The organism is Nostoc sp. DSM 114167, assembly GCF_052692655.1.
In genome coordinates this window covers 2,963,882-2,978,667 of sequence record NZ_CP195116.1, presented here as the reverse complement: position 1 = coordinate 2,978,667, position 14,786 = coordinate 2,963,882, and the positions used below count along the sequence as shown (strand labels likewise).

The window sequence follows — 14,786 nt, the reverse complement described above, 5'->3', positions numbered from 1 at the left end:
TATTTTAGAGGGAAATAGGTGCAGAAGACAGGAAGCTGAGAGATAGGTGCTGTTGAAATTAAACTCTCTTTCTATATAACGAATCTGTTTTTAGTATGGGTAGAGCCGTTCTGACTAATTAATTATTTCTAAATTAGGAAAAAAGTCACAATAATTTGAGTACTTTTTTCCTGGTCAGGTTAGGAATTCTAGCTCATGTGCAAACTCGTTCCAACTTTTAAGATTAGCTGGTGGAAGTAAATCAACAACTTTCATCAACTGAAATTGAGTCAGAACAGTTCTACACACAATAAAAACCAGAGAAATAAATGATTACAAAACAGATAATTTTACCAACCCTGCTACTTGCAACTATCCTAATTGGCGGAATGACAGGTTGCAGTTCTAAATCTCCAGATGTGTCTCAAGGGAATGATTCTGGCACAAAGGTATCTGATACTTCTACGACAAATCCAGCAGCGAATACGCCAGAACGCGCTCATAAGCGTGAAGAAATTCGCAAGCAAGTTGAGGCAGTTCTGACCCCAGATCAGGTAAAGGAATTATCAACGAAATTACAAAAAGGCGAAAAAATGCGTAAAGCAGTGTTTAGCCTGAATCTTACTGCTGAACAAAAGACTAAAATTCAGGATATTTTTAAGACTGCCTATCCCCACCGCAAAGGAAAATCTCAAGATAATTCGTAATTTGTCATTCGTAATTATGATTGCATAATGGTTCTAGAAATTTCAAATGAATGGTTGTTTCTGCCGTTTGTACAGTTTTATCAAAACATAATTCAAGAATCATCTGTGAGAATTTAGAAGTAATTATCTGCAACTATGGATATTCGTCCCTTGATTGATTAAATTCTAAATTCTGGATACTGAATTCTTCTTCAATTAAAGTATGTTTAAACAAAAATTGCTCGTCAAGATAGAACTGGCTGTTATAGCCACAATCTTTGTAGGAACTAGTCTCTACACTTCCAAAGCTCTAGGTAAACCACAACCTAGTTCTCAAAAACTGGTGGATGAGGTGTGGCAAATCCTAGATAAAAACTATGTTGATGTCAGCTTTAACCATCAAGATTGGCAAGCAATTCGCCAGCAGTATCTTAACCGTTCCTATAGTTCCAAGAAAGAGGCTTATGGGGCGATTGAAGAAATGGTGGCGAAATTAGGCGATCGCTACACCGAGTTTTTCGACCCACAAGAATTTAAAGCCCTAAATAACGATATTTCTGGCAACCTCAGTGGCGTAGGACTGGAACTGGCACAGAATGAAAAAACTAAAGCCTTAACCGTTGTCGCCCCAATTCAAGGAACCCCTGCTTTTAAAGCCGGTATTTTGCCGGACGATGTAATTGTCCAAATTAACGGTCAAAAAACGCAGGGGATGAAAATTGACGATGCCGTGAAGCGGATTCTAGGGCCCGTGGGAACCAAGGTAGTACTTATGATTCAACGGGGCAATCAATCGCAAACTTACAAACTTACTCGCGCCAATATTGCTATCCATCCTGTAACTTACAACACGCAAACAACAGCAGCAGGCAAAATTGGTTACATTCGTTTGCCAGAGTTTACGCAAACTGCCCCCGCAGAGATGCATCAGGCAATTGAAGCATTAGAAAAACAACAGGTGCAGGGCTACGTTTTGGATCTGCGTTCCGATCCGGGTGGATTGCTGGATGCAAGTTTGCAAATTGCCAGTATGTGGTTGAAGCAAGGAGCGATCGTGTCTTTGGTAAATAGAGACCAAGTGAAAGAGAGCTACAATGCATCGGGCCATCCTCTCACCGACAAACCCTTAGTAATATTAGTTGATAAGGGATCTGCTAGCGCCAGCGAAATTCTGTCGGGAGCGCTACAAGACGACAATCGCGCCACCTTAATCGGGACTCGCACCTTCGGTAAAGGTTTAGTTCAAGCCGTAGAGCCACTAGAGGATGGTTCGGGGCTGAAACTAACGATCGCTAAATACTATACACCGAAAGGTCGAGATATCAATCATGTCGGCATTGCCCCAGATATTAACGTGGCATTAACCGAGGCACAACAGAAAGCCTTAGTGCAAAACCGAACCTTGGCGACATTAGCCGATCCTCAATATGCTAGCGCTGTTGCTGATTTAAGCAAATTGATTCAGTCTGGGGGGAATCATGTGAGTTTACAGCGTGGGAAATGAAGCAGGCAAGGGGCAGGGGACAGGGGGTTTTACCTCAATTGAAGATTCAGACCACTTTTGAATAAGCAGCTCCAAATTGAAAATTTGGTGAGGGTCTTAAACACAAGACCCGTCTGATCGCGGCAGGAAACAATGTTTCGACTCCCAACTCTTGGAGAGGCTGCACTTCGACTTCGCTCAGTGACCACGCCAACGACTACGCGGTAGTTGAATCTCGACTTCGCTCGATTACCGCGCAGTCGAAACTCAGGGTAAGTCGCTCAACAACCGAGCAGTTTTCCTCCTGCCTCCTGCCTTCCTTAATAAACACTGTTGTGAACAAGCTAGGAACTGTATCTTTCTATCATGTCAACCCGCAAAGCCCAACGACTTCAAATTTGTGAACCAGTCCCAGGTTTGCAAATCTTGGTTCAACTCAGCAACACTCCTTTAGTGCGGACAATCATAGCTATTGTTACCCACCATCAGCTAGCAATTGTCGGGTTTGTATTTGTTGCCACCTTGGTTTTTGCTATGCGGGAAAATGCCCCTTGGCTAACAGTACCTAAACAGGTAGCGATTGAATTCTTTTCTGCTGTATCCCAGTCACTAGCTGCTTTATTGGGTGTGTTAATTGTTTTCCTCACTTTTACTAGTCAGTTGATCGCTCAAAGGAGATATGAGGATTACTATACACTTCAAATTCAGATTGACCAACTGATTCGTTTAACTCAGTCTCTTCCCCCCGAACTCAATAATTTTGATGAAACTCTGATCGCACTGATTAACTATTTAGTTCCTTTACATTTAAAGGATTTCCCAATTTGGTCAAATAGCTCTCAGGTGTTATCTTGGGACAAGCTTTTAGATAATTTTAAGAATGAACACGAATTGACGCAAGTGCAGCAACAATGCTCTTTAGCTACCCATTTGCACCAACAACAAATTTTACTTGTCATCAATAACATGGAAGAAATACTGGAAAGATTTTCCCGGCTTTACAATCGCATCCTAGAGATGAGTCGGTTCATTCTCGCGATTGTCAAGCTGTCATTTCTTCTAGGAGTTTCCCTTGTATTTTTACTGCTATTTGGCATTATCGATTTGCAAAGGAAATTTCCCGATCTCAGCCTACCTGTAATTGTTTCATTAGCAATTTGGGTACTGATTGCTCTTTTGGAACTAGTACTTGATACCTGGTTTTTTTATAAAACCCTTTATGGTCCATCAAGTCACTATTTGCACTTTTTCCCGAATAAAAAATACCCCAATTAATAGAATAGGCAGAGGCTAACTCAACATGAGTAACTTAACATCATTCCCAGACACTAAAGCTGCTAACACAAGCAAAGCATCTCAATTTACAACTGATACGGTACGTGCTTATCTTCAAGAAATTGGGCGGATACCTCTGTTAACGCAGGAGCAAGAAGTTTTTTTTGCCCAACAAGTTCAGCAAATGATAAAAATACTTGCTGAATCCGAAAAACTGACTGTTGAATTAAATCGTACCCCCACACTGTCAGAATGGGCTGACCAGATGCAGTTAAGCGAACAAGAACTACTTCAAAAGTTAAATCAAGGGAAAAAAGCCAAGCAGAAAATGATGGCGTCTAATCTCCGGCTTGTGGTGTCAATTGCAAAGCAATATCAGAGACGGAACTTAGAACTGATGGACTTAATTCAAGAAGGTACTTTGGGTTTAGAAAGAGGAATTGAAAAATTCAATCCAACTTTAGGATACAGATTTTCAACCTACGTTTACTGGTGGATTCGTCAAGGAATTACCAGAGCGATCGCCCAGCAAGGACGAGCGATTAGATTACCCAGTCACATCAATGAAAAATTAAACAAAATTAAGCGCGTTCAGCGAGAGTTATCTCAAAAACTGGGTCGCGTTCCTACCACTACGGAAATTGCTCATGCACTTTCTTTAGAGCCTAATCAGATTCGACAATATCTAACTTTGGCTCGTCAAACTGTCTCTCTCGATCTTCAAGTTGGTTCAGAGAAAGATGTAAAGTTAGAAGATTTAATCGAAGATTATAGATATTCTCAAAATGGCTATACTACTGAGCAATCTCTCAATCAAGAGCTGGAAGACTTATTGTCAAATTTATCTAGTCAGCAACAAGAAATTATCAACTTACACTTTGGATTAACAGATGGAAATGAACTTTCTCTAGAACAGATTGGTCAGCGCATGGGTATTAGTCGGGAACGAGTCAGACAGATAGAAAAACAAGCTCTCCACCTTCTATATCGGCAACTAAGAAATAATAAGTAAACGCAGCTAAAAAAGTATCCCTTAAGATAATGAGATATTTTAAACATGATTACTTAAGACGTATTTATAAATATAATTTGTTTGATTTATAATAAACAAAATCATCATGATTTGACAAGGCACATCGAGCAAACCGGAAAAAACGAATTATTTAGATGTGCCGCCTCAAATGAAATTGGGATCGGCGGCAGTTGAGGTAGTAAAGGATTTCACGGTTTTTAATTAACTAAAATGCATTGGAGGTTCTGATGAACCATGAAATTTCTAACGATTTGACAGAGAACAGCATAGAACCAGAGCTACCGCGATCGCCAAAAAAGAAAAAGATTACTTTGATAATTTTGGGCGTGCTATTACTGGCTGGACTAGGTTTTTTTGGCATCTATGCAGGTGCAGCCAAGTCAGACAAAAGTGAAAAATCTGGGCGTAATAAGCAACAAGTTACACCTGTAACTGTGGCAATGGTGACACAAAAAACGGTTCCGATACAATTGCAGGCGATCGGTAATGTGCAAGCGGGGTCTACAGTATCGATTACGCCCCAAGCTAGCGGGCGGATTATTGGCGTTTATTTCAAGAAAGGTCAAGATGTGAAAAAGGGACAACTTTTGTTTACCCTAGATGACCGATCGCAAGCTGCTGCAATCCAGCAAGCTCAAGGTGTTGTAGCCAAAGACCAAGCCTCAGTACAACAAGCTAGAGATGCATTAACTAGAGACTTGGGTCAGGTAGACCAAGCTAGAGCCACTTTAGTCAAAGACCAAGCTTTAGTCCGACAAGCCGAAGCGAATTTAGCTAAAGATCGAGCGCAAGCAGAATTTGCTCAGGGACAGAGCGATCGCTATAGTGCGTTGTATAAAAAGGGCGCGATTAGTTTAGATCAAGCACAGCAATACGTTTCTAATAGTAAATCGGCGACAGCAACCCTACAAGCAGATCGAGAAGCGATCGCTAATGCTGAGGCTGTTTTGAAAAGCGATCGCGTGGCGCTGACTAATGCTCAGGCTGTTGTCAAAGGCGATCGAGCTGCGATCGCTAATGCTCAAGCTGTTGTCGTTTCCGACCAAGGAGCATTAGAAAATACCAAAGTGCAATTATCCTACGCCAAAATTTATGCGCCGATTGATGGTCGCGCTGGCAATATTTTGGTGACTCAGGGGAATGTGGTACAAGCCAACAGCACGACTCCACTTGTTACCATCACCCAAATTCGCCCGATTCAAGTTGCTTTTTCCATTCCTGAAACAAATCTGCCCCAAGTACAAAAGTATATGCAGAATGGCAAGCTGAAGGTAGATGTGACGTTCCCCGATAATCCATCTCGTTCAATACCAGGTGCTTTGACATTTGTCAATAATACGGTCGATAACACCACGGGGACAATTCAACTAATTGGTGACTTTGATAACACTCAGGGACACTTATTTCCCGGTCAATTTGTCAACGCAACGTTAACGCTGACCGAACAACCAAATGCAACGGTTGTTCCTTCCCAAGCCGTGCAGAATGGCCCCGATGGACAGTTTGTTTTTGTAGTTAAGCCAGATATGACGGTAGAAAACGTTCCAGTGACAGTTAGCAGCACCATTCAGGGGCTAGATGTGATTCAGAAAGGGCCGCAACCAGGCGATAAAATTGTCACCGATGGTCAAGCGAATCTCGTTTCGGGTAGCAAAATCCGCATCAAAACAGCCGGCAATGACTCAAATGCAGGTGGAAATTCCCCAAGAAGAGGAAGGGGGCAGGGGGGAGAATCTCCTAAGTCTGGTGGAGGTGAATCATGAACCTTTCGGAACCATTTATCCGCCGCCCGATCATGACGACTCTGGTGATGGCAGCGATTTTGATCTTCGGTTTCATGAGTTATCGCTTGCTGCCCATCAGCGATTTACCAAGTGTAGATTATCCCACAATTCAGGTAAGTGCTTCCCGACCGGGAGCCAGCCCGGAAACGATGGCAGCATCGGTTGCCCGTCCTCTAGAAAAGCAATTTTCCAGTATTGCTGGACTCGATTCGCTCAACTCAACTAGCACTCTGGGACAGACTCAAATTACCCTGCAATTTAACCTCAGTCGAAACATTGATGATGCGGCGCAGGATGTGCAAGCGGCGATATCGGGAGCATCGGGGCAAATTGCTGACGATTTACCCAATCCTCCGACTTACAGTAAGGTTAACCCCGCAGACCAACCGATTCTTTACCTTTACTTAGACTCTCCCACACTGCCGCTTTCCCAGGTAGATAATTATGCCGAGACTTATCTGGCGCAAAAACTATCTACAATCAATGGGGTGGCACAGGTAGCTGTTTACGGTTCCCAAAAGTATGCGGCTCGAATTCAACTCGATCCCCAGCAATTGGCAACGCGGCAAATTGGGCTAGATCAGGTGGCGACGGCGATTCAACAGGGTAACGTCAATTTGCCTACCGGCAGTCTTTCGGGAAATCACAAGAATTTTACAGTCCAAACTAACGGGCAACTTGAGGATGCGGCTGCTTATCGTCAGTTGATTGTCTCTTATAAAGATGGAATGCCTATCTATCTCAATCAACTGGGTAGGATTGTTGACAGTGTAGAAAATGACAAGGTGGCAAGCTGGTACAATAATACCCGCGCCATTATTCTCACCATTCAAAGACAGCCCGGAACCAATACGGTACAAGTCGTAGACACGATTAAGAAATTGCTCCCGGATTTGCGAGATCAGATTCCGGCATCAGTAGAAATTGGGATTCTCTATGATGCATCTCAATCGATTCGAGATTCAGTAGATGATGTCAGATTTACTTTGATTTTGACAATCGCTCTAGTTATCTTAGTAATTTTCATCTTTTTACGGAACCTCTCAGCCACGGTGATTCCCAGTTTGGCATTACCCGTTTCGCTGATTGGCACTTTTGCGGTGATGTATTTGCTGCACTACTCACTAGATAACCTATCACTGATGGCGTTGACCCTTTCGGTGGGTTTCGTAGTGGATGATGCGATCGTCATGCTAGAAAATATCGTCCGTCACATGGAAATGGGGGAACGTCCATTAGAAGCGGCGTTGAATGGATCGAGAGAAATTGGTTTCACAATTCTGTCGATGACACTTTCCTTAGTTGCAGTGTTCATCCCCATGTTGTTCATGAGTGAAGTGCTAGGACGATTATTTCATGAATTTGCTGTGACGATCGCAGTGGCAATTCTCGTCTCTGGTTTTGTGTCTTTGACTTTGACTCCGATGTTGTGCAGCCGTTTTCTGCGTCCCGTGGATCATGCTAATCAAAGTCGGTTATATCAAGCTTCCGAATATGTATTCGATCGCTTCCTCGGTTTGTACGATTGGAGTCTCAAAAAAGTCTTAAAATATCACCGCACCACGATGATTTTATCTGTCGTTCTATTGGTGGTGACAGTTGGGTTGTTGCTGGTAGTTCCCAAAGGCTTTATTCCTAGCGAAGATACCGGACAAATTACAGGCATTACCCAAGCAGCCCAAGATGCATCCTTTGATAATCTTGTTCAGCATCAGCAGACAGTTGCTAACCTGATTCGCGAAGACCCAAATGTAGATGCAGTCAACTCCAATATTGGTGCGGGAGCCAGTGCTAATGGCAGTGGGGCGGCAGTTGCAGCCAATTCTGGAAGTTTATTTATTCGGTTAAAACCGCGATCGCAGCGCCAGTTAGGAGCTGACGAAATCGTGCAAAATTTGCGAACCAAACTCGCCACAGTTCCAGGCATCCAAGTATTCTTACAAAATCCGCCAGCGATACCCATTGGCGCTCAACAAAGCACAGGACTTTATCAGGTTGCACTTCAGAGTTCTGATGTCAAACCCTTACAGGAATATGTTCCTCAACTTGTTCTCAAGATGAAGAACTTGCCAGAACTCCAGGATGTCAACAGCGATTTACAGTTTGCTTCCCAAATTCAAATTGACATTGACCGCGATAAAGCCTCAACTTATGGGATCACCGCCGAGCAAATCGAAAATACCCTTAGAAGTGCCTACGGTTCCTACCAAGTGTCAACTATTTATGCAGCGACCAATGAGTATCAGGTGATTTTGGAATTAGCACCGCAGTTTCAGCAAGATATCAATGCTCTGTTGACTTTATACATTAACTCCAGCACAGGAGTAGCAGTTCCTCTGAAGACATTCGCCAAACTATCTCAGGGAGTCAGCCCGTTAATGGTCAATCATAACGGTCGCATGAACGCTGCTACCATTTCCTTTAACCTCGCTCCCGGTGCGTCCTTGGGAAATGCCAACCAAAAAATTGCAGAACTGATCGATCGGGTGATTCCTAAAAGTATTAGCACCAGTTTTCAGGGTGCAAGCCAGGTATTTCAAAGTTCACTGCCGAGTTTGGGTTTATTGTTAGCGATCGCCATCTTAGTAATTTATCTGATCCTGGGTATTCTCTATGAAGATTTCATTCACCCAATTACAATTCTTTCTGGTTTGCCATCAGCCGGTTTTGGGGCATTGTTAACACTGATATTATTTCATGTCGAACTCAATGTTTACTCCTTTATCGGCATAATTCTTTTAGTGGGCATTGTGAAGAAAAACGGCATCATGATGGTGGACTTTGCAATTGAAGCCCAGCGAGAAGAAGGTAAAAAACCGTCCGAGGCAATTTATCAAGCCTGCTTAGTGCGCTTCCGCCCGATTATGATGACAACAATGGCAGCATTAATGGGAACCTTGCCGATTGCGATCGGATTTGGGGCTGGTTCCGAATCCCGCCGTCCTCTAGGTATTGCAGTTGTGGGCGGGCTAGTGTTTTCTCAGATATTGACTCTGTATTTAACACCCGTATTCTATATCTATATGGAATCGTGGCGGAAGAAGCTTAATCAAGTTAAATTCCGGCGGGTATTTTCATTTTCAAGTGGGCGATCGTAATGTTCAATAATGTGAAAACCAAGACTAAATCTGATTTTCTAAATTATGAATTAAACACTTATGTCAGATATTAAAGATGCATTAACCCGAATTCATTACTGGTTTCAAGAAAATCATCCAGCAAAGATTGCATCATTGGCATCAGGTTTAACTCCATTAGAAATAGATAATGTGTTGAGTACCTTATCTTTTCAAGTATCCCAAGAAGTTCGGGAAATTTATGAATGGTCAAATGGATACCCAATGGATAGCTGTGCAGATGATTGGATATTTTATCCTATGTTTCTTCTAAGTTTAGATTCAGCAGTGTCAGAAGCTAAAACTTGGGTGGAGGAACATGAAGAAATAGCCCTGATGTATAAGTATGCAGGTAAACCTGTCTTGCCAGTCTGTATGTCAGATATCGAGTTTTTAGCCGTTGTCGCGACAGATGATGAACAAACAACTTCTCCTGTAATTCATATCTCCGAAATTGTAGAAATTTCACTGCGATACAGTAATTTAACAGCCATGCTGTTGACTTTAGCAGAATCTTATGAGACTGGGGGATTATTTATCGATGGCAAAGGTTACATAGAGAAAGACGAGAAAAAGTATGCAGATGCATATCGAAAATACAACTCAAAAATTACAGACTTAGCTCTCGAAAGATTTCTGAAAATATTTCCTGAAGATTCCTCTTGGCAAACCGTACAACTACTTCATAACGATTTATATATGAGCAATAGCTATGGAATAGAAATTCCCCCAAATAATCTGAAAAATAAAGTAGTTAATACTCTTCTGAATCTGCTGCAAGACGAAAAATATGATTCCGGCTTTTCTGTAGTATTAGTACTCGAAGAACTTCGAGCAGTAGATGCCTTAATTCAAGGACTTCAACATCCTAGCAAATGGGTTCGGAGTCGGTCGGCATTTGCTTTAGGAAAAATCAAAGCATTTGAGGCTGTGGAGTTTGTATCGCAGCTTTTAGAAGATCCAGATCCAGTTGTTAAAGAAGCAGTGAAAGAGGCGTTAGATATGTTTAGAAATCAGAGATAAAGTTGTTGCACCTATTACAAATCGATCAAATTCACGTTGAAATTATATTTAGCGATGCCTAACGGCAAGGCTGCCGCCAACGCATCCTCACCACATTTCTGGGAGAACAAAACTCATGAACCTTTCAGAACTCTTCATCCGTCGTCCAGTCATGACCACTTTGGTAATGATGGGTATCCTCATTTTCGGTCTCATGAGTTATCTACTGTTACCCATCAGCGCCCTACCCAACGTTGAATATCCTTTTATTTCTGTCTCTGCTAGTCTCCCTGGTGCTACCCCAGAAACAATGGCATCTTCAGTCGCCGCACCGCTAGAAAGACAGTTTACCGAAATTGCCGGACTCAATTCCTTCAATTCCACCAGTTCCACAGGCAGCACTAACATTTCCCTACAATTTGACTTTAGCCGCAGAGTGGAAGATGCCGCCAAAGATGTACAGGCGGCGATTTCAGCCGCCGCCGGACAACTACCTGCCGGAATGCCTCACCCGCCTACCTATCGCAAAGTTAACCCATCTGTCTCACCGGTTCTTTACCTCTATATGTATTCTGAGACACAGCCAATCTCCACAGTAGATGAATACGCAGAGGTAACAGTTGGTCAGCCAATCTCAATGATTGATGGTGTTGCTCAGGTACAGGTCTATGGTCAACAGCAATATGCAGTCCGCGTCCAGCTTGACCCGCGAGAGTTAGCATCAAGGGGAATTGGTCTAAATCAGGTAAAAACTGCAATTCAACAGGGAAATGTCAACTTACCAACCGGCAGTCTCTCTGATACTTACAAAAGTTATACGATTCAGGCGAACGGTCAACTCACCGATGCTGACAGCTATCGCCAGCTAATTGTAACTTACAAAAATGGTGCGCCCGTGCGGCTCCAGGATTTGGGGCAGGTAATTGACAGCGAACAAAACGTCAAAGTCTCCAATTTGTACAGCGATCGCAAAGTAACAAATCGTCATTCTGTTGTTCTCGCTGTACAGCCGCAACCAGGTGCTAATACTGTAAATATTGTTGATGCCATCCAAGAACTTTTACCTACACTCCGCGAACAAGTTCCCAAATCCATTGAAATGGGGATTATGTACGATCGCTCCCAAACCATCCGAGCCTCTGTCAATGATGTGAAATTTACCTTGGTTCTCTCGGTTTGTCTAGTTGTCTTGGTGATTTTCTTATTTTTACGTGACATAACAGCTACCCTAATTCCCAGTTTGGCGTTACCTGTAGCAATTATTGGCACTTTTGCGGTGATGTATCTGTCGGGTTTCTCCCTAGACAACCTTTCACTCATGGCGTTGACCCTCTCTGTGGGCTTTGTGGTGGATGATGCGATCGTTGTGTTGGAAAATATCGTCCGCTATCGAGAAATGGGTGAATCTCCCCTAGACGCGGCATTGAAGGGATCGAGGGAAATCAGCTTCACAATTTTGTCAATGACCCTTTCCCTAGTGGCGGTGTTCATCCCGATTATGTTTATGAGTGGAATAATCGGGAAATTATTTCATGAATTTGCCGTGACGATCGCAGTGGCAATTTTGGTTTCGGGTTTTGTTTCCCTCAGTCTCACCCCCATGTTATGCAGTCGCTTTCTGCGTTCGCATCAACAAAGACCAAATCTGCTATATCGAGTTTCAGAACGGGCATTTGATTTACTACTGCGGGGATATGATTGGACTCTTAAGCCTGTCTTAAGATACCGCTTGATGACACTGATTGGTTCTGGCATTCTGCTGGTAATGACCGTCTATTTGTTCGTCATCGTTCCCAAAGGATTTATTCCTACAGAAGACACCGGACAACTGACGGCCAACACCAAAGGAGCGCAAGATATTTCTTTTGATGATATGCGCCGTCACCAGCAAAAGGTTGTTGATATCATTCGTCAAGACCCTAACATTGAAGCCGTTGACTCGATTGTGGGTGCAAGTGGGCCGAATGCGTCGGTAAACTCCGGGCGAATTACGATTCGGCTCAAGCCACGTTCTCAACGTCAATTGAATGCTGACCAAATCATTCAAGAGTTAACCCCCAAGTTGAGACGTGTAGTTGGGGTTAAAACCTTCCTCCGTTCTCCGCCAGCTATTCCCATCGGCGGACAACAAACCAATTCTACTTATCAATTCACCTTGCAGAGTTTGAATTTACAAGACCTGCGCCAATACGTTCCTAAACTTGTAGATAAAGTCAAAACCCTACCAGGACTCCAGAATGTTGACAGTGATTTACAACTCAGCACTCCTCAAATCCAAGTCAAATTTGACCACAACAAAGCTGCAACCCTTGGGATTACCGCTCAACAAGTTGAACAAACCCTCAGCGCCGCTTATGGTTCTAGCCAGGTTTCCACTATTTATACGCCAAATGACCAATTCTATGTAATCTTGGAAGTCAAACCGGAATTTCAACGAGATCCTAGCGCCCTATCGATGCTCTATGTGCAATCAAGTACTGGAAAACTTGTTCCTTTGAGTGCGATCGCTAATATTAGCCAGAGTGTCGGCCCGCTCACGGTTACTCACGTTGCTCAACTCCCCTCTGCAACTATCTCTTTTGACACACTTCCAGGAACGTCTCTGAGTCAAGCTACAGATGCCATCAAGCAAGCAGCCAGTGAGGTGCTACCCTCAACAATTACACCCAGCTTTCAAGGTTCAGCCCAAACCTTCCAACAATCCTTCAACGATTTAGGCGTGCTGTTGTTGGTGTCTATTGTAGTCATCTATCTGATTCTCGGTATCCTCTATGAGGATTTCATTCACCCAATCACCATTCTTTCTGGTTTGCCTTCGGCGGGTTTTGGTGCATTACTGACGCTGCTAATTTTCCAGGTTGATTTAAATCTTTACTCTTTCATCGGCATAATTCTCTTAGTGGGCATCGTCAAGAAAAACGGGATTATGCTGGTAGACTTTGCCATTGAAGCCCAGCGAAAGGAAGGAAAAAATTCCTTTGATGCCATCTATGCCGCTTGCTTGATTCGTTTCCGTCCAATTATGATGACGACGATGGCAGCTTTAATTGGGACATTACCCATTGCTTTGGGGACAGGAGTCGGTTCAGAAGCGCGTCGTCCTTTAGGGATTGCGATCGTTGGTGGATTGGTGTTTTCTCAGATATTAACTCTGTATCTGACTCCAGTGTTTTACATTTATATGGAGACATGGCGGAAAAAGCTGAGTATGCAGAGTAGGAAAACTGAAAAAAAGCATCTGCCAGCAGTTAAAAGTTAATAATAGTTTTTGGTAAAGTCGAGCATGATTCAGAAGGCAGAAGGCAGGAGGCAGAAGGCAGAAGGCAACCCACCCTTAAAAGAGTGGGATTTAAACAAGGACGTTTTATACCTCGCTGCAAGCAGTCTCAGTATAATTATCAGTTTTAACTGAGCTTTATACCCTGCAACTTTAGTTTTAATTGATACTCCTGAACTTCAGCATAGCTGCCCTCTGCCCTCTGCCTTTCTTGTAAAGCGATCGCTTAGAGTCAATAACTATTGAACAGACTCAAAAACTCTGAACAACTGCAACCGTTTCAATAAACTCAGCTTCTCTGCACAATACGCTGCTGAAAAAGCACGACCAAAAGCAAGAAGGCCCCACGAAGTACGAGCTGCCACCAAGGAGTAATGGTTCCCTCAAGATTTAAAAGGTTGTACATCATTCCTAGTAAAAGTACACCGACTAGCGTCGGAAACACGCTCCCTTGACCTCCTGCGAGAAACGTTCCTCCCATGACGGTGGCGGCGATCGCATCTGTTTCCCAGCCAAAGGCAGCGACGGGCTGACCCGCCCCTAAACGGCCTGCGAGAATAATACCAGCAAGCCCTGACAGCAACCCGCTAAATGTGTAGACTGCCAGCTTTACTCGGTTTGGGTTCACGCCCATGAGCCGAGAAGCCTCCTCGTTATTGCCAATAGCGAATATGTGCAAACCTAATCGGCTTCTGTGCAGCATAAACCAAGCTGCAAAATATAAGAGTGCAACTATCAGCACAGGTACAGGAACCCAACCAATGAATCCTCTACCCAGCCAAATAAATCCCGATGCTGCCGATGATACGGCAATGGACTTTTCCTCGGTGATGCTCAACGCCAGACCGCGTGCAGCGCTGGCAGTGAATAAGGTAACAACGAACGGCTGAAGCCGCGCCTGAGACACAAGAAGACCATTGACTACACCGAGCAACGTGGTGCTAGCAATGCCACTGGCGATCGCCACGAAGCTTCCTTGTCCGGCAAGCATTGCTGTAACAACACCGCCTAGAGCAACAAGGGAACCCACAGACAGATCGATTCCTCCACTCAAGATCACGACAGTCATGCCTAGCGCCACGATCGCCAGCATACTATTCTGTCGCATGATGTTCATGAGATTAACAGGTGTCAGGAACGTTTCATAACGA

General features: G+C 43.6%; 9 protein-coding genes. 8 read left to right on the top strand and 1 reads right to left on the bottom strand.

Annotation, left to right across the window (positions count from 1 at the left end; all coding sequences use genetic code 11):
• Nucleotides 1-308: 308 nt before the first annotated feature.
• The 8 genes from NSTC731_RS12690 (at nucleotide 309) to NSTC731_RS12655 (ending at nucleotide 13,617) form a co-directional block, all read left to right on the top strand.
• Complete coding sequence (locus NSTC731_RS12690; protein ID WP_445631117.1) at nucleotides 309-686, top strand: hypothetical protein; 378 nt, start codon at nucleotides 309-311, stop codon at nucleotides 684-686.
• Between the two features lie 202 nt (nucleotides 687-888).
• On the top strand, nucleotides 889-2,169 hold the full coding sequence (locus NSTC731_RS12685; protein ID WP_445631116.1) for a S41 family peptidase: 1,281 nt from the start codon (nucleotides 889-891) through the stop codon (nucleotides 2,167-2,169).
• 345 nt (nucleotides 2,170-2,514) lie between these two features.
• Nucleotides 2,515-3,423 carry a hypothetical protein gene (locus NSTC731_RS12680; RefSeq protein WP_445631115.1) on the top strand — a complete coding sequence of 303 codons (909 nt, stop codon included), beginning with the start codon at nucleotides 2,515-2,517 and terminating at the stop codon, nucleotides 3,421-3,423.
• A 25-nt stretch (nucleotides 3,424-3,448) separates the two neighbouring features.
• Nucleotides 3,449-4,435 (top strand): RNA polymerase sigma factor, RpoD/SigA family, encoded by a 987-nt coding sequence (locus NSTC731_RS12675; RefSeq protein WP_445631114.1) that lies wholly within the window; start codon nucleotides 3,449-3,451, stop codon nucleotides 4,433-4,435.
• A 248-nt stretch (nucleotides 4,436-4,683) separates the two neighbouring features.
• The gene (locus NSTC731_RS12670; protein WP_445631113.1) at nucleotides 4,684-6,219 is read left to right on the top strand and encodes an efflux RND transporter periplasmic adaptor subunit; all 1,536 of its coding nucleotides are present in this window, start codon (nucleotides 4,684-4,686) and stop codon (nucleotides 6,217-6,219) included.
• Nucleotides 6,216-9,338 (top strand): efflux RND transporter permease subunit, encoded by a 3,123-nt coding sequence (locus NSTC731_RS12665; protein WP_445631112.1) that lies wholly within the window; start codon nucleotides 6,216-6,218, stop codon nucleotides 9,336-9,338. Before NSTC731_RS12670 ends, NSTC731_RS12665 begins: the two co-directional genes overlap by 4 nt.
• A gap of 60 nt (nucleotides 9,339-9,398) precedes the next feature.
• Nucleotides 9,399-10,379 carry a HEAT repeat domain-containing protein gene (locus NSTC731_RS12660; protein WP_445631111.1) on the top strand — a complete coding sequence of 327 codons (981 nt, stop codon included), beginning with the start codon at nucleotides 9,399-9,401 and terminating at the stop codon, nucleotides 10,377-10,379.
• A 115-nt stretch (nucleotides 10,380-10,494) separates the two neighbouring features.
• Nucleotides 10,495-13,617, top strand: a complete 3,123-nt coding sequence (locus NSTC731_RS12655) for an efflux RND transporter permease subunit (protein ID WP_445631110.1) — start codon at nucleotides 10,495-10,497, stop codon at nucleotides 13,615-13,617.
• 307 nt (nucleotides 13,618-13,924) lie between these two features.
• Here the strand turns inward: NSTC731_RS12655 and NSTC731_RS12650 are convergent, their stop codons facing one another.
• Nucleotides 13,925-14,743 carry an ABC transporter permease gene (locus tag NSTC731_RS12650; protein WP_445631109.1) on the bottom strand — a complete coding sequence of 273 codons (819 nt, stop codon included), beginning with the start codon at nucleotides 14,741-14,743 and terminating at the stop codon, nucleotides 13,925-13,927.
• Between the last annotated feature and the right edge of the window lie 43 nt (nucleotides 14,744-14,786).